The 20,820-nt window shown below is 67.9% G+C and carries 15 protein-coding genes and 1 pseudogene; 9 read left to right on the top strand and 7 right to left on the bottom strand.

Annotated elements, in window-relative coordinates:
* Positions 1-268 precede the first annotated feature (268 nt).
* Positions 269-2,005 (top strand): ubiquinone-dependent pyruvate dehydrogenase, encoded by a 1,737-nt coding sequence (gene poxB / locus ACERNI_RS12570; protein WP_448833630.1) that lies wholly within the window; start codon positions 269-271, stop codon positions 2,003-2,005.
* A gap of 91 nt (positions 2,006-2,096) precedes the next feature.
* On the opposite strand, the gene ACERNI_RS12565 is transcribed toward poxB, so the two are convergent.
* From ACERNI_RS12565 to ACERNI_RS12555, 3 genes are all read right to left on the bottom strand, one after another.
* On the bottom strand, positions 2,097-5,336 hold the full coding sequence (locus tag ACERNI_RS12565) for an efflux RND transporter permease subunit (RefSeq protein ID WP_448833629.1): 3,240 nt from the start codon (positions 5,334-5,336) through the stop codon (positions 2,097-2,099).
* A 12-nt stretch (positions 5,337-5,348) separates the two neighbouring features.
* The gene (locus tag ACERNI_RS12560) at positions 5,349-6,638 is read right to left on the bottom strand and encodes an efflux RND transporter periplasmic adaptor subunit (protein WP_448833628.1); all 1,290 of its coding nucleotides are present in this window, start codon (positions 6,636-6,638) and stop codon (positions 5,349-5,351) included.
* 216 nt (positions 6,639-6,854) lie between these two features.
* Positions 6,855-7,442, bottom strand: coding sequence for a hypothetical protein (locus ACERNI_RS12555; RefSeq protein ID WP_448833627.1), 588 nt, complete (start codon positions 7,440-7,442; stop codon positions 6,855-6,857).
* 292 nt (positions 7,443-7,734) lie between these two features.
* Here ACERNI_RS12555 and ACERNI_RS12550 point away from each other — a divergent pair, with 292 nt between their 5' ends.
* From ACERNI_RS12550 to ACERNI_RS12530, 5 genes are all read left to right on the top strand, one after another.
* Positions 7,735-9,537, top strand: coding sequence for a cytochrome c biogenesis protein DipZ (locus ACERNI_RS12550; RefSeq protein WP_448833626.1), 1,803 nt, complete (start codon positions 7,735-7,737; stop codon positions 9,535-9,537).
* A gap of 445 nt (positions 9,538-9,982) precedes the next feature.
* Positions 9,983-10,441, top strand: a complete 459-nt coding sequence (locus tag ACERNI_RS12545) for a carboxymuconolactone decarboxylase family protein (RefSeq protein ID WP_448833625.1) — start codon at positions 9,983-9,985, stop codon at positions 10,439-10,441.
* A 414-nt stretch (positions 10,442-10,855) separates the two neighbouring features.
* Positions 10,856-11,902 (top strand): ABC transporter ATP-binding protein, encoded by a 1,047-nt coding sequence (locus ACERNI_RS12540; protein ID WP_448833650.1) that lies wholly within the window; start codon positions 10,856-10,858, stop codon positions 11,900-11,902.
* A 160-nt stretch (positions 11,903-12,062) separates the two neighbouring features.
* A complete protein-coding gene (locus ACERNI_RS12535) occupies positions 12,063-13,088 on the top strand; it encodes a Fe(3+) ABC transporter substrate-binding protein (protein ID WP_448833624.1) in 1,026 nt (341 codons plus the stop codon).
* A 101-nt stretch (positions 13,089-13,189) separates the two neighbouring features.
* Positions 13,190-14,914: an ABC transporter permease gene (locus tag ACERNI_RS12530; protein ID WP_448833623.1), complete on the top strand. Its 1,725-nt coding sequence runs from the start codon at positions 13,190-13,192 to the stop codon at positions 14,912-14,914.
* Between the two features lie 5 nt (positions 14,915-14,919).
* Here ACERNI_RS12530 and trhO read toward each other — a convergent pair whose 3' ends face one another.
* Positions 14,920-15,957, bottom strand: coding sequence for an oxygen-dependent tRNA uridine(34) hydroxylase TrhO (gene trhO, locus ACERNI_RS12525; protein WP_448833622.1), 1,038 nt, complete (start codon positions 15,955-15,957; stop codon positions 14,920-14,922).
* On the bottom strand, positions 15,954-16,307 hold the full coding sequence (locus ACERNI_RS12520; RefSeq protein ID WP_448833621.1) for an ArsC family reductase: 354 nt from the start codon (positions 16,305-16,307) through the stop codon (positions 15,954-15,956). The genes trhO and ACERNI_RS12520 overlap by 4 nt, the downstream gene beginning before the upstream one ends.
* Positions 16,308-16,371: 64 nt before the next feature.
* On the opposite strand from ACERNI_RS12520, the gene ACERNI_RS12515 reads away from it, so the two are divergent.
* From ACERNI_RS12515 to ACERNI_RS12505, 3 genes and pseudogenes are all read left to right on the top strand, one after another.
* A complete protein-coding gene (locus tag ACERNI_RS12515; RefSeq protein ID WP_448833620.1) occupies positions 16,372-17,547 on the top strand; it encodes an NAD(P)/FAD-dependent oxidoreductase in 1,176 nt (391 codons plus the stop codon).
* 181 nt (positions 17,548-17,728) lie between these two features.
* Positions 17,729-17,890, top strand: a pseudogene (locus ACERNI_RS12510) (YegP family protein); the annotation flags it as partial.
* 36 nt (positions 17,891-17,926) lie between these two features.
* Positions 17,927-18,058, top strand: a complete 132-nt coding sequence (locus tag ACERNI_RS12505) for a YegP family protein (protein WP_448833649.1) — start codon at positions 17,927-17,929, stop codon at positions 18,056-18,058.
* 327 nt (positions 18,059-18,385) lie between these two features.
* On the opposite strand, the gene ACERNI_RS12500 is transcribed toward ACERNI_RS12505, so the two are convergent.
* On the bottom strand, positions 18,386-19,603 hold the full coding sequence (locus tag ACERNI_RS12500) for an ABC transporter substrate-binding protein (protein WP_448833619.1): 1,218 nt from the start codon (positions 19,601-19,603) through the stop codon (positions 18,386-18,388).
* A gap of 387 nt (positions 19,604-19,990) precedes the next feature.
* Complete coding sequence (locus ACERNI_RS12495; protein ID WP_448833618.1) at positions 19,991-20,818, bottom strand: ATP-binding cassette domain-containing protein; 828 nt, start codon at positions 20,816-20,818, stop codon at positions 19,991-19,993.
* Positions 20,819-20,820: the final 2 nt, after the last annotated feature.

The raw sequence follows: 20,820 nt of genomic DNA, 5'->3' as shown, positions 1-20,820 counted from the left end.
GCTTAAAGTTACCCATCGGACAGTTAAAGTCCGATCGATCATTTTATGCCAGGCGCGCGCTCCGGCTGCTCTGGCGCACGGCGGACCGTTCACGTCCGGTTTGACATGACGGCGACGCGGAAATGGGTTTGACTGACGCCCGGAGCAGCGCTGGCGATGCACGATTGCCGCGCCGCTCCGGTCTATTGGATGGATGCGGATAGCCGTTCAGCCGGGTCGCCAGGGCGACAAGACCGGCGACAGCGTCCCGCCTGGCAGCGAGAGATCAATGGCCACCCGAAACATCGCCGACCTCATGGTTGAAACCCTTGAGCAGGCTGGCGTCGAACGCATCTACGGCGTGGTCGGCGACAGTCTCAACGGGCTTACGGAAAGTTTGCGCAGCCGGGGGAAAATTCGCTGGGTGCATGTGCGGCACGAGGAGGTCGCGGCTTTCGCGGCGGCGGGCGAATCCCAGATCACTGGCCAGCTCGCGGTCTGCGCCGGCTCATGCGGGCCGGGCAATCTGCACCTGATCAATGGCCTGTTCGACGCCCAGCGCAGCCGCACGCCGGTGCTGGCCATCGCGGCGCAAATCCCCTCATCGGAGATTGGCGGCGGCTATTTTCAGGAGACGCATCCGCAGGAGCTGTTCCGCGAATGCAGCGTCTATTGCGAGCTGGTCTCCGACCCGCGACAGATGCCCTATGTCATGGAGAACGCCGTGCGCGCCGCCATTGGCCAGCGCGGCGTCGCCGTCGTGGTCATTCCTGGCGACGTCGCCCTGCAGGCGGCGCCGGCGCGGGCCGTGTCGCCGAAAGCCGGCCTGCTGCCGCCGGCCCCCGTCGTCACACCGGCCACGGCCGAGCTGGACCGGCTGGCGAAGCTGCTGAATGACGCGAAGCGCGTGACGCTGTTCTGCGGGCGCGGCTGCGCCGGCGCCCATGCTGAACTGATGGCTCTGGCCGAAGCGCTGAAGAGCCCCATTGTCCACGCGCTGGGCGGCAAGGAGCATGTGGAATACGACAACCCGTATGATGTGGGCATGACCGGACTGATCGGCTTCGCCTCCGGCTACGAGGCCATGCAGAACTGCGACATGCTGCTGATGCTGGGGACGGATTTTCCCTACAAGCAGTTTTTCCCCACCGACGCGACGATCGCCCAGGTCGATCTTCGCCCCGCCAATCTGGGCCGCCGCTGCAAGCTGGATCTCGGCGTGGTCGGCGACGTGAAGGCGACGGTCGCCGCCTTGCTGCCGCGCCTGGCGGTCAAGCAGGATCGCCAGCATCTGGACGACAGCCTCGCCCGCTATGTGAAATCCCGCGCCGGGCTCGACGCCCTCGCGGAAGGAACGCCGGGCCGCAAGCCGATCCATCCGCAATATGTGGCGCGGCTGGTCAGCGAGCTGGCGGCGGACGACGCGGCGTTCAGTTTCGACGTGGGCACGCCGACGATCTGGGCGGCGCGCTACCTGAAAATGAATGGCCGTCGCCGCCTGCTCGGCTCGCTCGCCCACGGCTCCATGGCCAACGCTTTGCCCCAGGCCATCGGCGCCCAGGCGGCGCAGCCAGGGCGGCAGGTGGTGTCGCTCTCCGGCGACGGCGGCTTCACCATGCTGATGGGCGACCTGATCACGCTCAGCCAGGAAAAGCTGCCGGTCAAGGTCGTCGTCTTCAACAATGGCGTGCTCGGTTTCGTGGCCATGGAGATGAAGGCGGCGGGTTTCGTCGAGACCGGCGTCGATCTGCAAAACCCTGACTTTGCGGCGATGGCGCGGGCCATGGGCCTGATGGCGCTGCGCGTCGAAGACCCCGGGGAATTGCCCGACGCCATGGCGAAAATCCTCGCCCACGACGGCCCGGCGCTCCTGGACGTGGTGACGGCGAAACAGGAGCTGTCGATACCGCCGACCATCGCCCTGGAGCAGGCCAGGGGCTTTGGCCTGTGGATGCTGCGCGCGGTGATGAGCGGGCGCGGCGACGAGGTGATCGACCTGGTCAAGACCAACCTGTTTGGGCGTTAGGGCGCGCTCCGGCCAGAGCGCGCTCAAAGCCGGGAGCACTGGAACGCCAGAAACACTCCGGGCGGGCAGGAGCGCCCGCCCGGAGCATGCATCAGGCGGCGGCAGGCGCGTCAGGCTTGCGCCCGGCCGCCCCGAACAGGGCGTAGAGAGCCGGCAGCGCCAGCAGGGTCAGCAGGGTGGCGCTGACCAGGCCGCCGATCACCACGGTGGCCAGCGGCTTCTGCACCTCGGCCCCCGTACCCGTCGCCAGCGCCATGGGCAGGAAGCCCAGCGAGGCGACCAGCGCCGTCATCACCACCGGCCGGAAGCGGGTGATCGCCCCCTCCCACACCGCCTCGCGCACGGGCGCGCCCTCCTCCGCGAGCTGGCGGATGCGGCTGATCATCACCAGGCCATTCAACACCGCGACGCCCGACAACGCGATGAAGCCGACGGCGGCGGACACCGAGAACGGCATGCCGCGCAGCCACAGGGCAATGACGCCGCCAGTGAGCGCGAAGGGCACGGCGCTGAACACCAGCAGGGCGTCGCGCGTCGAGCCAAGCGCCTGGAACAGCAGGATGAAGATCAGCAAGAAGCAGGCCGGCGTGACGATCATCAGCCGCTGGCGGGCCGCGGCCAGGTTCTCGAACTGGCCGCCCCACGCCAGCCACGCGCCGGAGGGCAAGGCGACATTGGCGGCGATGCGCTGACGGGCGTCGTCCACCACCGAGGCGATGTCGCGACCGCGCACATTGGCGGTGACAACGATGCGGCGCTTGCCGTTTTCGCGGCTGATCTGGTTGGGACCTTCCTCAACCGAAATCCGCGCCACCTGGCGTAGCGGCACGGAGCGCAGCCCGGTTGAGGCGCCGGAAGCTCCCGCTGGGGCTGGCGGGCCGGCGGGCAAGGCCACCGGCAGGTTCTTCAGCGCCTCCAGATCGGCGCGCAGGGCGTCGTCGAGCCGGATGACGATGTCGAAGCGCCGGTCGCCCTCGAAGATCTGGCCCACGTGCTGGCCGCCGATGGCGGCGCCGATCACATCCTGCACCGCCGCGAGGCTCAGGCCGAGGCGGCCGATCTCCTGCCGGTCCACGTCGATGTTGAGGAATGGCAGACCAGAGATCTGCTCAACCTTCACGTCGACAGCGCCCGGCGTCGCCCGCAACTGCGCGGCGATTGCCTCCGCCGCTGGCGCCAGCCGAGCGAAATCATCGCCAAACACCTTTACCGCCAGATCGCCGCGGGAACCCGCCAGCAGTTCGTTGAACCGCATCTGGATCGGCTGGGTGAACTCCAGATTGTTGCCGGGCAACGCCCCCGCCGCGGCGCGGATTTTCGCGATCAACGCCTCCTTGCCGAGTTTTGGATCCGGCCATTCCGCCTCCGGCTTCAGCATGATGAAGGTGTCGGAGACGTTCACCGGCATGGGGTCGGAGGCAACCTCCGCCGTGCCGGTCTTGGAGAACACCAGCGCCACCTCCGGCAAGGCGCTGATCTTGCGCTCCACCGCCAGTTGCATCGCCAGCGACTGGCTGAGCGAGGTCGAGGGAATGCGCATGGCGTGCATGGCGAGGTTCTTCTCATCCAGCTGGGGGATGAACTCCTGGCCAAGGCGCAGGAACATGCCGCCGGCCGCCGCAGCCAGCAGCACGCCCGCCAGCAGGATGACGGCCGGGCGGCGCATGCTGGCGCCGAGGGCCGGCCGGTACAGCGCCTTCAGCCAGCGCACCATGGCCACGTCCTTCTCCAGCACCTTGCCGGAGATGACGATGGCGATCATCGCCGGAACGAAAGTGAGCGACAGCACGAAGGCGCTGGCCAGCGCCATCATCACCGTCAGCGCCATGGGGGTGAACATGCGCCCCTCGACGCCGGTGAACGACAGCATCGGCACATAGACGAGGATGATGATCGCCTGGCCGTAGACCGTGGGCCGGATCATCTCCTCCGCCGACTGGCGGACGACGGCGAGGCGCTCCTCCAGCCCCAGCGCGCGGCCCAGCTCATGCTGGCGCAGGCCAAGCCGCCGCAGGGCGTTCTCGGTGATGATCACTGCGCCATCAACGATCAGGCCAAAGTCGAGCGCGCCGAGGCTCATCAGATTGGCGCTGACGCCGGCGCGGACCATGCCGGTCATGGTCATCAGCATGGCCAGCGGGATCACCAGCGCGGTGATCACGGCGGCGCGGATGTTCCCGAGCATCAGGAACAGCACGGCGATGACCAGCAGCGCCCCTTCCGTCAGGTTTTTGGCGACGGTGCGGATGGTGGCGTCCACCAGCGTGGTGCGATCCAGCACCGGCTCCACCACCACGCCTGGCGGCAGCAATCTGGCGATCTCGCGCAATTTGTCGCCGGCGGCGGCGGCGACGTCGCGGCTGTTGCCGCCAATCAGCATCAGCGCCGTGCCGACCACCGCCTCGCGGCCGTTTTCAGAGGCCGCGCCGACCCGCAGTTCCTGGCCCGCGCCAACCGTCGCCACATCGCGGATGCGCACCGGCACGCCGGCGCGGGTGGTCACCACCACGGCGCCAATATCGTCCATGCTGGTCAGCCGGCCGCCGGAGCGCACCACATAGCCCTCGCCGCCCCGCTCCACATAACCGGCGCCCCGGTTCTGGTTGCTGGCGGCGAGCGCCGTGGCGATGTCGCTGAAGGACAGGCCAAGGCCGGCAAGGCGCGCCGGATCGGGCCGCACCTGATATTGCCGGACATGGCCGCCAATGACGTCGACGCCGGCAACGCCAGGCACGGCGCGCATCTGCGGCCGGATCACCCAGTCCTGCAGCGCCCGCAGCCAGGCGGCGCGGTCCAGATCGCTGGCCAGCCGCTCGCCCTCGGGCGTGAGAAAGCCGCCGTCCGACTGCCAGCCGGGCTTGCCGTCGGTTTCCGGCCGGCCGTCAGGCTCCTTCATGTGCAGCGTCCACATGAAGACTTCGCCAAGGCCGGTGGTGACGGGCCCCATGTGCACCTCGACGCCAGGCGGCAGGACGCCGCGCGCCTCGCCAAGGCGTTCATTCACCTGGGCGCGGGCGAAATACAGATCCGTGGCGTCGCTGAACACGGCGGTGATCTGGGAAAAACCGTTGCGGGACAGGGAGCGGGTGCTGACGAGGCCGGGGATGCCAGACAGGGCGGTTTCCAGGGGGAACGTCACCTGCCGCTCCACGTCCTCCGGCGACAGGGCCGGCGCGACGGCGTTGATCTGCACCTGGTTGTTGGTGATGTCAGGGGTTGCGTCGATGGGCAGTTTCAGCGCCGACCAGGCGCCGAAGGCCGCGACCAGCAGCGTCAGCAACGCCACCAGCCAGCGGCGCTCCACCGAGAACGCGAGGATGCGTGCGATCATGGCGTCCTCTCCTCAGTGAGCGTGTTCGGCTTCGGCCTTGCCGAGCTCGGCCTTCAGCAGGAAGGCGTTGCGCGTCGCGACCAGCTCGCCCTCCGCCAGCCCCGAGGTCACGGCGACATGGACGCCGTCATCGCGCCCCAGAACGACATTCCTGATGCGGAACCCCTCGGGGGTCTGGACGAACACCGCCGGGCGGCCGTTGATGGTCTGCGTGGCGGCGCGCGGGATGCGCAGCCCGACGGGTTCCTCGCCAACCGTCACGCGGGCGGTGACGAAACCGCCGGGACGCCAGCGCAACCCTGCATTGTCCAGCTCGGCGATGACGCGGGCCGAGCGGGTGTCCGGGGTCAGCATGGGGCTGACGAAAATCACCCGCCCCTTCGTCGCCGCGCCGTCCTGCGCCGCAACGCGCACCTCCTGCCCTTCATGGATGCGGGACAGTTCATCGGCCGGAATCGCCAGATCGATCCAGACCTTCGACAGGTCGGCGATGACGTACAGCTCCTTCTCCTGGCCCTCGCCGCCCACCGGCGCGCCCAGATCTACCCGACGCTCCACCACCCGGCCGCTGATGGGCGAGCGCAGCGGATAACGCTGGAACGACTGGGACGCTCCCGCATTGCGCGACGCCGCCACATCGCCAGGCGACAGGCCCAGCGCCGTCAGCTTCTGGGCCGCCAGCTCTACGCGCAGCTCCACCTCCCGCAACGAATTGCGGGCGCGCAGATATTGCTGCTCGGCGGACACGCGCCGGTTCCACAGCTCCTGTTCGCGGGCGAACAGCGTCTTCTGCAGCTCCAGATTGGTCAGCGCGGCGAAATATTCACTACGCGCCTCGGCGACCTCACGGCTGTCCAGCTCCGCGATGATTTCGTCTTTGGAAACCGCATCGCCCAGCCGCTTGTTCAGCACGGCGACCGTCCCGACGACCCGGGCGGCGATGCGGGCGATGCGGTCGCTGTCAGGGGCGATCACCCCTGGCGCGCTCAACGCCATGGTCAGGACGCCGGGCCCCGCCACAGCGACGTCAACGCCATGCGCGGCCGCCTCTGCCGGGGTCATGTGCACCAGCCCCTCATCGTCGTGATCGTGGCCGGCCTCCTGTTTGTCAGCGGCCCCATGTTTGTCGCCGGCCTTCTGGCCTTTATCCGCTCCAGGTTTCGGGGCCGGCCCATGGTCATGGCCGGGGCCCGCCCAGGCGGAGGCGATGCGCCCTGCCTGCGGCAGGATGCCAGGTGAGGTGAGAGCAAGCGCCCCGGCGGCGACAATGGCGCCCGAGGCAAGCAAGAAACGGCGTTTCATCCGGAAATTCCTGACGGCCGGCAATGCGCGCGGCCCCGGAGAAGCTCTGATCAATCTGGATCAGAAATCTTCTCTATCTGACTGAATTAACGCGTCTTATCGCCAGTTCGCTTCTGCTTTCCCGGAGCTGTTCCGGCGATGCAGAGCGACGGCCACGCGCGACAGCACACGCGTGCGCTCGCTCACGAAAGCGCACGCGGCGGTCTGTTCAGGCATTCAGGCGCGGGGTGGACGCAGCGGCGGGGCCGGATCGCGGGGGGGCAGGACATCGCTGTCGCCGACGCGCCAGGTCAGATGGCGAACGGCGATCGGGACCATGCTCCGGAATGACTGCGCCGGCGCCACATGGCTGTGGCAGCAATGGTGCGCCCCATGCAGGTCCGGACTGGTGATGTCCGGGTTGGCGCGATCATGCCCGGCCCGATCGTATCGGAGGTGATCGTATCGGAGGTGATCATGACCGATGTGGGCGACGTCCAGGCGCCCGTGTTCGCCACTTTGCACCTCCAGCAGCGCGACTGCAGCGGCGGGGTCCCCGCCCTGGGAGTCAAGCGCGGCGGCGGGCGTGACGATGAGCGCGAGGCAGACGAGGCCAGTCAACAAGGCGCGGGTCGCGCCCCTTGCAGCCGCCGCGATCTCCCTGAACGCGAGCTTCTGGAGCCCGACAGCCAGCAGGGCAACCGCCTCAAGCCAGAGCGAGCGAACAAAGGCAGCCGACCGCGTCGCCGCCCCATGCCGGGGAAACGTCGCAGCGCCGCGCCCATGCGCGATGCGCCACCGGGGGCCGCCTGTCGCTAACGTCATCACCTGGCCAATATGCCTGATCCATCGCCAGGAACAAAACCCGGCCGCGATGAAAACCCGTCCTCCCCCCGCGACATGGCGCTGCATTCGCGCAGGCGCCTCACAGACAGGGCGCGCCATATGGGGGCGGCATGGCTGGCGCGGCCAATTTTCACCCGAATCCTGCGCGAGATTGCCAGGCATCCGTCAGGTTCCGGCGCGGCTGGCCTGCCGTGCGCTTCGCGACTCCTGCCGGGGGCTTTTGCTCGCGTCTCTTGGCCGAATCTTCTGGCCGCATCTCCTGGGAGACATCATGGCAACGCTGCTGATCATCGCTTTTCTCGGCGGCGTGCTGACGATCGTCAGCCCCTGCATCCTGCCGGTTCTCCCCTTCGTATTCGCTCGCGCCGGGCAACCTTTCCTGCGCAGCACGCTGCCCATGCTCGCCGGCATGGCCATCACCTTCGCCATCGTCGCCTCGCTGGCGGCGATCGGCGGCGCCTGGGCGGTGCGCGCCAATGAATATGGCCGCATCATCGCCATGGCGCTGCTGGCGGCTTTTGGCCTCAGCCTGCTGTCGCCGCGCCTCGCCGCCTTTGCGACGCGCCCGATGGTGCGGCTGGGCGAGCGCCTGCTCAACCGCTCGGGAACCGGCAATGGCGGACCCGGCGTCGCCGGCTCGCTGGCGCTGGGCGTCGCCACCGGCCTGCTCTGGGCCCCATGCGCCGGGCCGATCCTCGGCCTGTTGCTGACGGGCGCCGCGCTGAATGGCGCCAATGTCAGCACGACCCTGTTGCTGCTGGCCTATGCGGCCGGCGCAGCCACTTCCATAGCCCTGGCCCTGCTGGCCGGCGGCCGGATCTTTGACCGGCTGAAGCGCTCCCCGGGCGTCGCGGAGCGTGTCCGTCAGGGGCTTGGCGTCGCGGTGCTGGCGGGCGTCGCCGCTATTGCCCTTGGGCTCGATACGGGCCTGCTGTCCCGCCTGTCGTACACAAGCACCGCCACGCTGGAACAGGCGGTGGTCGACCGTTTCCGCCCCAAGCCATCCGACAGCGTGGTGCGCACCACCTATCCGGACAGCAATGCCCGCAAATCCGCGCAGACGACTACGCCTGGCGCCGGACAACCTTTCAGAAGCGCCCTGCCCGACCTCGGCCCGGCCCCCGCCATCGCCGGCGCCACCGACTGGCTGAACGCGCCGCCGCTGACCAGCGAGCAACTGCGCGGCAAGGTCGTGCTGGTGGATTTCTGGACCTATTCCTGCATCAACTGCATCCGCACCATGCCGTATCTCCGGGCCTGGGCGGCGAAATATCGCGATCAGGGCCTGGTGGTGCTCGGCGTGCACACGCCGGAGTTCGCCTTTGAGAAGAACCTGGCCAATGTCCGCAAGGCCATCGGTGATTTCGGCATCGTCTATCCGGTGGCGGTGGACAATGACTACGCCATCTGGCGGGCGTTCTCGAACGAGTACTGGCCGGCCCATTACCTGATCGACGCCAATGGGCGCATCCGCTACCGGCATTTCGGCGAAGGCCAGTACGCCGAGACCGGGCAGGCCATCCAGGACCTGTTGCGCGAGGCCGGCGCCAGCGGCGTGGTCATGGCGGAGGGCGCGCCGGCGGCGCCTGCCGGAACCGGCGCGGAAGCAGCGCCGGACGTTGGGAACCTGCGCTCCCACGAGACCTATCTCGGCTACAAACGGGCGGAAAACTTCGCTTCGGCAGGTGGCCTCACCGCCGACGCCTCCCGCCTCTATGAGGCGCCGCAACCGCAGACCAACCAGTGGGGCCTCGCCGGCGCATGGACCGTCGGCGCCGAGCACGCCCGGCTCGACGCCAGCGGCGGCGCCATCAGCTACCGCTTCAGCGCCCGCGATCTGCATCTGGTGCTGGGGCCAGGCCCGGCCGGCAAGCCGGTGCGCTTCGTGGTGACCATCGACGGCAAGCCCCCCGGCGACAGCCACGGCGTCGATATCGACGCCGCCGGCGCCGGAACCGTCACGGAAAACCGGCTCTACCAGCTGGTGCGCCAGAAAGGCGATGTGACGCCGCACAATTTCGAGATCCGCTTTCTCGATCCGGGCGTGGAAGCCTACGCCTTCACCTTCGGCTAGGGCATGACGCGAACAGGCGGACGCCGCCTGCTCGCACATCATCATGCGACGCCAGAAAACTACAACGGAGATGCGGAGCAGCCTGAACGCATCGCCCGCTGGCGGCCCGCGCCATCAGGGCGGCGGACGCGAAGCGCGGCGCCCCTGGGAAGCGCGCGCGGCGTCAGTTCTGCCGCCCTGGCGTGCAGCCATTTGAGAACAGGATGAAGCGGCGGCCGTTTTGCCCGAACAGCCTGGTGATATAGCCCGTGCGTCCATCGAGCTGCTCCGGGCGCCAGCTTCCTCATCAACATGGCCGGCAACGGGCGTCAACGCCGGCATCATTGCCCATTAACCAGCGCGGCGGTTAAATCCGCCCGCCAAATCCACCTGCGCACACGGGGGCTGAAGCGGCGCGGGCGACGACGTAGGGTAACGCCACCTCACCTCTGCAAGGACGACAACCATGGCGACGATCCGGCTGCTTACTGTCGAAGAAGCTGACGGCATTCCAGAAGCACGGGCGGTGCTCGACGATATTCGCGTCGTCCGGCAATCATCGTTCATCAATAATTTCTGGCTGGCGCTGGCCAACAATCCGCCGCTGCTGGCGCGCATCTGGGGCGATGTCAAACAGATCATGACCCAGCCAGGCGCACTTGATCCCCTGACGCGCGAGATGATCTACATCGCCGTTTCCACCGCCAACAATTGCGCCTATTGCGTCCACTCCCACACCGCCGCCGCGAAGGCCAAAGGGATGACCGACGCGCAGCACGCGGAACTGCTGGCGGTCATCGGCCTCGCCTCGCAGACCAACGCTCTGGCCAATGGCATGCAAATTCCGGTCGACGCGGTGTTTCAGGCGCAGGCTGGCGGGAGCCTCCCTGGGTCTGCCACGGCTGACAACCCGCGCCTGCCTTGAGGCTGGCGCATCGCGTTTCCCCCTCCCACGTCATGCCCGCACCTGTTGTGGGCATCCACGCCTTCGTCCATCCACGCCTTCGTCCAACCACGTCCTCATCATGGTGGAGCGGACGCGGATTTGCCCGGCGTTGCGTCGTGGATGGCCGGATCAAGCCCGGCCATGACGCGGTGAAATGTTTGCGGGGCGGAGGGCTGGTTCTGGCAGACGCCCTGGCCGGAACGGGTTGGGCTCCGGCGCCCGCTGTTGCCGTGTCGCCTCCTTGCCGTGTCGTTCCTTGCCGTGTCGCCCGTTGTTGTGTCCGCGGCTCTTGCCCTGGCGGGCGCGCTGTCCTATCCGGCGAGGGCCAGCGACAGTTTCAGGAAGCACGACAGGAAGCGCCACTTGCCAGATGCGGATCCGCCAGCAACGGAAATGCCTGAAGCCCCGCCCATGCTGGCGGTGCGCGGCGTGTCGCGCCGCTTCGGCGGCAAGCAGGCGCTGGACGCCGTTTCCCTGACGCTGGCGTCGGGCGAGATCATCTGCCTGGTCGGCCAGTCCGGCTGCGGCAAGTCCACGCTGCTGCGCCTGATCGCCGGCGTTGACGCGCCGGACGCCGGATCAATCGTGCTGAACGGCGTGGAGATCGCCGGTCCCGGCGGCTTCGTCGAGCCGGAAGATCGCAATATCGGCTTCATGTTTCAGGACTACGCCCTGTTTCCGCACCTGACTGTGGCGGAAAACATCGGCTTCGGCCTGCGGCGGCTGCCAAAGGCCGAGGCCAGGCGGCGCGCCGCGGAGGTGATGGCGCGCATCGGCCTCGCCGGCATGGCCGAGCGCTATCCGCACACCCTGTCCGGCGGCGAACAGCAGCGGGTCGCCCTGGCGCGGGCGCTGGCGCCGCAGCCGGTGCTGCTGCTGATGGACGAGCCATTCTCCAACCTCGACCGGGGCCTGAGCGACCGGGTGCGGGCCGAAACCCTGGCCATCCTGCGCGATCTGGGGACGGCGGCGATCATTGTCACCCACGATCCGGAAGAGGCGCTGGCAGCCGGAGACCGGGTGGCGCTGATGCAGGACGGACGGGTGGCGCAGACCGGAACCGGCCGCGAAATTCATGACCAGCCAGGCTCGCTGTACGTCGCCGAGTTCTTCCGGCCCTGCAACAGGCTGGCCGGCGTGGCGCGCGGCGGCGCGGTGACCACGCCGCTGGGCGCCTTTCCCACCACGCTGGCCGATGGCCAGGACGCCATCGTCTGCATCCGCCAGCACGCCCTCCAGGTCGCGGCGCCAGGCGCCGGCGCGGCGGCGCAGGTGACCGGCGGCCTGTTTCTCGGCGACGTGGAGGAGCTGACCTTGCGCGTCGCCGGCCTCGACGACCCCCTGGTGATGCGGGTCATGGGACAGGCGCCGGCGCGTCCGGGCGACAAGCTGTCCATTGTGGCGGCGGCTGATGGGGTCATGATCTTTCCCGCGAATTGATCCCTGGCGAAATAGATATGCATTGAAAGCAGCGTCGTCATGTGTTTGAGGAAGGTTCAGCGGCAATGCCGCCCCGCAGGGGAAGCATTCGCCAGTTTTGAATCATTCTACACTAACAAAGCGCGGCATCCTTGCAGGAAACGCTCGGGAAGACGGCCACATGACAAAGCATGTTTCGATCCGCTCCGCCTTGCTGGGCGGCGCCCTGCTGCTGGGTAGCGTCGCTGGCGCCATGGCCGCCGAGGTCAACATCTACACCACCCGTGAGCCAGGCCTCATCAAGCCGTTGCTGGAGGCGTTCACCGCCTCCACCGGCATCAAGGTCAACACCGTGCACCTCAAGGACGGGCTCGCCGAGCGCGTGGCCTCGGAAGGCGCCAGTTCGCCCGCCGACATTCTGATGACCGTTGACGCCGGCCGCCTCGCCGATCTGGTGCAGAAGGGCCTGACGCAGCCGGTGAAATCGGCCGTGCTGGACGCCGCGGTGCCCGCCGCCCTGCGCGATCCGGACAACAACTGGTTCGCTTTCTCGGCGCGCGGCCGCGTGCTTTACGCGGCGAAGGACCTCGACCTGAAGGCAATCCGCTACGAGGACCTGGCCGACCCGAAATGGAAGGGCAAGATCTGCATCCGCTCGGGCCAGCATCCTTACAACACGGCGCTGTTCGCGGCTTACATGGCCCATCACGGGCCGGAGGCGACAAAGACCTGGCTGACCGGCCTGCGCAACAATCTGGCGCGCAAGGCGGGCGGCGGCGACCGCGAGGTGGCCAAGGACATTCTCGGCGGCATCTGCGAGATCGGCATTGGCAATTCCTATTATGTCGGCCTGATGCGCTCCGGAAAGGGCGGCCCCGACCAGAAGACCTGGGGCGAGGCCATCAAGGTGCTGCTGCCGACCTTCGACAATGGCGGCACGCAGGTGAATGTCAGCGGCGCGGCCCTGGCCAAACACGCGCCGAACCGGGAAGCCGCCATCAAACTGATGGAATATCTGGTTTCCGACGGCGCCCAGAAAATCTACGCCGAAGCCAATTTCGAATATCCGGTGAAAGCTGGCGCGAAGCTCGACCCGATCGTCGCCACCTTCGGCGAACTGAAGATTGATCCCATCCCGCTCACCGAAGTGGTCAAGCACCGCAAGCAGGCGAGCCAGATGGCCGAGGAAATCGGTTTCGACAAATAAATTCGACACACCATCCTGAAGGGCGTGGCCCTGAAGCGCCTTCCGGCCAGGCGGCATCGCCTGACCGGAGGACGCTCTGGCCGCGTCCACCGCATGTCGTGATGACCGAAGCACTCGCCAGCCCCCCCGCCCCAACCGCCGCCAGCAGCGCCCCCCGGCGCCGTTTCGTCCATCGCCGGGCCAACCGTCCGGCCTGGCGCGCCGGCCGCGTCTGGATTGTGGGCGCGACGCTCACCGCGCTGCTGGTCGCCATTCCGGCGCTGGCGCTGCTCTGGGAGGCGACGCGGGGTTCAACCGGGCTGTGGCCGCACCTGCTGGCCCATGTCATTCCCGACGCCGCGCTGCAAACCGCCGTTCTGCTCACCGGCGTCGGCGTGATGGTGACGGTGCTTGGCTGCGTCACGGCCTGGCTGGTGACGGCCCATGAATTTCCCGGCCGGCGCGTCTTCGAATGGGCGCTGCTGCTGCCGCTGGCGACGCCGACCTATATCGTCGCCTACGCCTATCTCGATCTGCTGCATCCGCTCGGCGCGGTGCAGGAAGGCGTCCGCTGGCTGTTGGGCTACGCCAGCCCGCGCGAATTCCGCCTGCCCGACATCCGCTCGATGGCCGGCTGCATCATACTGCTGGGCTTCGTGCTGTATCCTTACGTCTATCTGACGACCCGGGCGATGTTCCTGACCCAGGCCGCCAATCTGGTCGAGGCGTCGCGCACCCTGGGGACCCGGCGCGGCCAGGTGTTCTGGCGGGTGGCGCTGCCGCTGGCCCGCCCGGCCATCGCCGTCGGCGTCAGCCTGGCGCTGATGGAAACGCTGAACGACATCGGCGCCTCGGAGTTCCTTGGCGTCAACACCCTGACCATTTCCATCTACACCACCTGGGTCACCCGTTCGGATCTGGCCGGCGCGGCGCAGATCGCCCTGGTGATGCTGGCCTTCGTGCTAATCTTGGTGATGGCGGAGCGCCACGCCCGCCGCCGCCAGCGCTACTGGACCAGCCCGCAGCGCGCCCGCAGCCTGACGCCGCAGCGGCTGGGAACCGGCGCGGGCCTCGCGGCCGCCGCCTTCTGCGCCCTGCCGGTCATCATCGGCTTTCTGGCCCCGGCCAGCTATCTGGCTGTCGAAGCCTGGAAGCGCTTCCGCTTTGCCGGCCTGTCGGCGAACATCCTCAGCGAAACCCTGACGACGGTGGCCCTCGCCCTCCTCGCCACGCTGGTCACCCTGGCGCTGGGCCTGGTGGTTGCCTGGACGGCGCGCGCGGCGCCCGGGCGCTTCACGGCGCTGCTGCAACGGCTGTCCACCATCGGCTACGCCATGCCGGGCACGGTTGTCGCCATTGGCGTGCTGGTTCCCGTGGCGGCGCTGGACCGCTGGATCGACCAGACGGCGCAGACCTGGTTCGGCGTCGCCACCGGGCTGGCGCTGATCGGCTCGGGCGCGGCGCTGTGCTACGCCTATACGGTGCGATTTCTCGCCATCTCGACCGGCTCCGTCGACGCCGGCTTCAGCCGCATTCCCCAATCGCTGGATCACGCCGCCCGCAGCCTGGGCGAGAACGTCACCGGCGTGTTCCGGCGGGTGCACCTGCCGCTGTCGGCCAGCGCCCTGGCTTCCGCCGGCCTGCTGGTCTTTGTCGACTGCATGAAGGAATTGCCGGCGACGCTATTGCTGCGGCCGCTGAACCTGGAAACCCTGGCCACCCACCTGTATGGCGAGGCGGCGCGCGGCTCCTATGAGGACGCCGCCCTCGCCGCCCTGCTGATCGTGCTGGTTGGCATGCTGCCGGTCATCGTGCTGGCGCGCATTGGCCGCCGCCAGCCCGGGTAAGCTTTTCAGCTGTCGCCGGAACCGGGCTCCTGGCCCTGACGAGGCTCCTGAAGCCGCTCCTGACGCTGCCTGGCGCCGAGATGCGCCGCCCCCCGTCGCCGCGCCAGCATTTCCTGACGCTGGCGTTCGGCCAGGGCCGCGCGGCGGTCGTCATCGAGCGTATCGTCACAGGCGGCGCAACTGACGCCTTCAACATATTGCGGCGCGGCGCGATCGGCGGCAGAAAGGGGCCGGCGGCAGGCGTGGCACAAGGTGTAGTCGCCCTGGGCCAGACCATGGCGCACGGTGACGCGCTGGTCGAAAACGAAGCAGTCGCCCTGCCACAGGCTGTCAGTCTCCGGCACCGTCTCCAGATATTTCAGAATGCCGCCCCTGAGGTGAAAGACCTGCTCCACGCCCTCCGCCTTGAGGAAGGCGGTGGCCTTCTCGCAGCGGATGCCGCCGGTGCAATACATCGCCACCTTGGGCTGCCCGCCCGCGCCCAGCAGGCGCTCACGTTCGGCGCGAAACCACTCGGGGAATTCGCGGAACGTCCGGGTTTTCGGGTCGATGGCTCCGCGAAACGCGCCCACCGCCACCTCATAGTCATTGCGGGTGTCGATCACGATGGTGTCCGGATCGGCGATCAGCGCGTTCCACTCCCCCGGCTCCACATAGGCGCCCACATCCTGCAGCGGGTCGATATCCGGCTGACCCATGGTAACGATCTCGGTCTTGAGCCGCACTTTCATGCGCCAGAACGGCATGACGCCGGCGCGGGAATATTTCACCTCCAGCCCGGCGCAGCCAGGCAGGGCGCGCACATGATCGACCACCTGGGCGATGGCGGCGTCGGAGCCGGCGATGGTGCCATTGATGCCCTCGCGCGCCAGCAGCAGCGTGCCCTTGACGCCAAGGCTGCAGCACAGGCGCGCCAGCGGCTCGCGCAGCGCCGCGTGATCGGCGAAGCGGGCAAAATGATACAGCGCCGCGACGCAAACGGGCGCTTCCCCATGGCCATCGGGGGCGGAATCGCGATGGGGGGCGGAGCCTGTGCGGGTCATGCGCCGAAGAATTCCTGATAGAGTTCGGGCTTGAAGCCGATGAGGATGCGGCCGTCCTGAACCAGCACCGGGCGCCGGATCATGGACGGCTGGGCCAGCATCAGGGCCACGGCCTTGCCCGCATCGATATCGGCGCGGTCGCTTTCCGGCAGCTTGCGAAACGTCGTGCCCGCGCGGTTCAGCAGCTTGTCCCAGCCAGCCTGCGCCGCCCAGCCCTCCAGGGTCGCCGCGTCAATGCCGGCGGTCTTGTAGTCATGAAAGGCGTATGCAACGCCACGGCTGTCGAGCCAGGCCCGCGCCTTCTTCATGGTGTCGCAATTGCGGATTCCATAAATGGTCGTGGCCGTCACGCCTGTCTCCTGCCAAAATGCAGTCCATACACCGGGCGGCATCTGAAAACCACATGAAGGCGGAATGAGTACATATCGCACCGGCGCGGTGGTCATCGGCGGCGGCGTTGTCGGCCTGGCCATCGCCCGCCAGCTGGCGCGGGCCGGCCACGAAACCATCGTGCTCGAACGCCACGCGGGCATCGGCCGCGAGACGTCCTCGCGCAATTCCGGCGTGCTGCACGCTGGCATCTATTACCCGCCCGGTTCGCTGAAGGCGCAATTCTGCGCGTCAGGCCGGGCGCTGCTCGCCCGTTATTGCGCCGACGCCGGGGTGGAAACGCGCTTCTGCGGCAAATTGCTGGTGGCGGGCAATGATGGGGAAGCCGCCGCGCTGCCAGGCCTGCTGGCGCGGGCCAGGGCCAATGGCGTGCGCGACATCGCCCTGCTCGACGGGGACGCGGCGCGCCGGCTGGAGCCGGAGATCGCCTGCGTCGCGGCGCTGCTGTGCGGCGACACCGGAATCGTTGATGGCCATGGCCTGATGCAGGCGCTGGCTGGCGATCTCACCGCCGCTGGCGGGGCCATCGCTTTGGGCGCGGAGGCCGTGCGCATCGCCCGTGACGGGGACGACCTGCGGGTGCTTGCCAGGGACCCAGGCGGCGTGGAGACGGAGCTGGCGGCGCCAATTGTCATCAACGCCGCCGGGCACGGCGCGCCGGAGCTGGCGCGGCGCACTGCGGGCCTTGAACCCCGAAGCCAGCCCCGGCAATGGTACGGCAAGGGCAACTATTTTGCCTTCAGCGGGCGCAACCCGTTCTCGCGGCTGATCTATCCAACCGGCGCAGCGGCGACGGGCGTCGCCGCCGGTCTCGGCGTGCACGCCACCCTGGACCTCGGCGGCCAGTTGCGTTTTGGCCCCGATGTCGAATGGACGGAGGCGCCGGACGATGTAACGGTGGATCCGGCGCGCGCGGCGATATTCGAGGCCGCCATCCGCGCCTGGTGGCCAGGGTTGCCCGATGGCGCGCTGGCCCCCGCATGGGCCGGGGTTCGGCCCAAGCTGCATGGCCCCGGCGCGGCGGCGCCGGATTTCCGCATTGACGGCCCCGCCCGGCACGGCGTGCGCGGCCTGGTGAACCTGTTCGGCATCGAGAGCCCCGGCCTCACCGCCTGCCTCGCCATCGCGGCCCATGTCGCCGGTCTATGCCAGCCAGACTCAAGCCTGACGCCGCCTGGCGGCGCAAAATGTATCCCCTGACCTCCATGATCAGCTGGCCGCGAAGCAAAAAACATCGTTCGCATGCGAAATTTTCGCATCCGACGGTATAGCGCCCTTGTCATGGCGCCCTGCAATTGACGATGATCTGTAAACGGGGCGCGCCGTCGCGTCGAAATGCATGCGACCGCGACAGGCGACCAGAAAAACCGGAGATACGTCCATGGCGGCCAAATTTGAAGTCTACGTCGACAAGGCTGGCGAATACCGTTTCCGGCTGAAGGCGGCCAACGGCCAGAACATTCTGGCCAGCGAGGGTTACCGCCAGCGCGCCAGCGCCATCAACGGCATCCAGTCGGTGCAGACCAACGCGCCGGATGACAACCGCTATGAGCGCAAGGAAACCGGCAGCGGCAAGCACATGTTCAACCTGAAGGCGGCCAACGGCCAGGTTATTGGCACCAGCGAGAGCTATGAGAGCGCCGCCAGCCGGGAAAAGGGCATCGAGTCGGTGAAGAAAAACGCACCGCTGGCCCCGGTGGTGGACGTCTAAAGAGCTCAAACCCGAGCGGGCGACTGGCGCTGGCGGCGGCAATGCCGCCAGGCCTTGTCACCGGGCCGGGCCGGAGCGCGATGCCATGCCCCGCGCCGCCGCCTCCCGCCCCCACGGCTTCCTCGCCATTCCAGCCATTCACCGCTCCACCTCTCCACCGTCGTGGCCCGACCTGGTCCGGCCATCAGCGCGGCGCCGCCACGCAAGGCGCGCGTGACGCACGCGAAGACAAGGCCCGCGTGACGCACGCGAAGACCTGGATGCCCGGATCAGATCCGGGCATGATGTGGAGGGGAAGGAGGCTTCTCAGGGAATGGGTCGCCAGCCTTATTCCAGCAGACCGCCGGTCAGCTTCCAGCGCTTGCCGTCGAACACCATCATCTGCATCTGCTTCAGCGGGGCGAAGTCGGTCGGCGAGGTTTGCGCCTTGACGCCGGGGATCAGCGTATCGAACTCCCAGCCCGGCACATTCGCCGCCTGCTTCATCAGGTTCTCGCGCGTCAGGTCGTCACCGCAGGCTTTCAGCAGCCGGGTGGCGAAATCGGCGATGTAATAGCCGGTGGTGTAATTGAGATCGCCCTTGTTGGCGCCGGGCATGTATTTGTCCATGAACGCATGCCAGCGTTTCATGCCCGGGTCGGCATCCCAGGCCGGATCGGTCGGATCCTTGGCGTAGGTCACGGAAATCACGCCCACGCTGTTGTCCAGTCCGGCAGGCTCCAGCACGCCGGCGACCGACGCGGCGATGCTCGACAGCAGATGCGTGGGCTGCCAGCCCATTTCCTTCAGCTTGCGGATGGTCTGGGCGGCGAATTTGGGCGAGGCGTAGGTAATCAGCGTCTCCGCGCCGGAAGCCTTCAGCTTCAGGATTTGCGAATCCACATTGGTGTCGGTGAGTTCGTAGCTCTCAACCGCGAGCAGGCTGGCGGCGTCCTTGCCCAGCGCCTGGCGGATGCCGGCCTGGGCGTCCCGCCCCAGATCGTCATTGGCCATCAGCAGGCCGATTTTCTTGCCGGGCTTCTGCTGCATGGCGTAGACGGCAAGAATGCGCGCCTCGTTCAGATAGTTCGGCAACGCCGCCATTGTCCATGGGAAGTTCTTCGGATCGTTGAACTTGCTGATGCCGCTGGAAATCAGCAATTGCGGCACGCCCTTGCTGTTGAGGTATTTGTGAATCGCGGCGTTTGGCGCGGTGCCAAGCGCGCCAACGATGGCGAACACCTCTTCCTGCTCCACCAGGCGACGGGTCGCCTCAACAGTCTTGGGCGGCGAATAGCCGTCGTCGAGACTGATCAGATTGATCTTGCGGCCATTCACGCCGCCGTTGTCATTGATCATCTTGAAATAGGCGGCCTCGGCCTTGCCGATATTGCCATAGGCTGACGCAGGGCCGCTGTAGGGCATGGTCTGCCCCAGCTTGATCTCCGTCGCCGTGACGCCTGGGCCGGATTTGCCGGCGGCGAAAGCCGATGGAATCGTGGGCGCGAAAGCGCCGGCGGCGAGGGCGAGCAGGCCGGTCTGGAACGAACGGCGGGTCGTATTCATGATGGGCTCCGGTTTCCTCCGCCGGCGCATTGTTATGGGCGCGCCGGTCGTTGCAACCGGAACGATAATTGCCCGGCGCGCCGTGTAAAGCCTTGTGAAGCTGGCTACAGGCGGCCCCCCGGGTTTTCGCGCGCTGATTGCATCCACCTTACGCGGCGTTGCCGCGTGGATGGCCGGATCAGGTCCGGCCATGACGGGGGAGAGACCGGGTAAGAGACCGGGAGAGAGGTCGGGGGAGATGGCGACGGGAAGAGGCGAGACGCCCAACGCCTGCTTTCCACCGCGTTATGCCCGGGCCTGATCCGGGCATCCGCGTCTTCGCCGGTTTTCCCGTCCTTTGCCTGTGGCGCCTCCTGCTGCCTGTGGCGCCTCCTGCCCCCGCTCTCGTCAGATCCCCGCCGCCTGATCGTTGAACAGGGCGTCGATGATGCGGCCTTCGAGCGCGGCGAGTTCGGGATCGCCCCGGTGGCGCGGGCGCGGGCTGGCGACGGGCAGGTCGGCGGCGATGGTTCCCTGGTCGATGACGAGGATGCGGTCGGCAAGGGCGATGGCCTCGCTGACGTCATGGGTGACGAGGATGGCGGTGAAGCCCTGCTCGCGCCACACCTTCTCGACCAGGCGCTGCATGTCGATGCGCGTCAGGGCGTCGAGCGCGCCCAGCGGCTCGTCCAGCGCCAGCAGGCGCGGACCGCTGGCCAGAGCGCGGGCCAAAGCGACGCGCTGTTTCTGGCCGCCGGAGAGCACCGACGGCCACTCCCCCCCCCGGTCGCCAAGGCCCACCGCCTCCAGCGTGCGCGCGGCGATGGCCTGACGCCCGGCCTTCGGCAGATCGCGCCCCAGCCCGACTTCGACATTGCCCTGCACCCGCGCCCACGGCAGCAGGCGCGGCTCCTGAAACATGATGCGCACGCCGTCGGCGCCGCCCACTGCCTCGCCGCCGGCAACGCCGGACAGGGCGATGTGGCCGCTGCTCGGCTGGTCGAGGCCGACGATCAGGCGCAGCAGCGTGCTCTTGCCGCAGCCGCTCTTGCCGACAATGGCGACGAACTGGCCAGCCGGAATATGCAGGTCGACGTGGCGCAACACCTGCTTGTCGCCGAAGGCGCGGGCGAGACCTCGCAGGGTGACGGCGGCGCCGCCCTGCGGCTTTGCCGGCTCCACGCGGGCAGACGCCGCAACAGTCTGGCGTCGGGAAACTGCTGTCTGGGCAGCCATGG

Source organism: Camelimonas sp. ID_303_24 (assembly GCF_053543495.1).
Note: the sequence above shows the minus strand (reverse complement) of the source record. Positions and strands in the feature narration are given on the sequence as shown.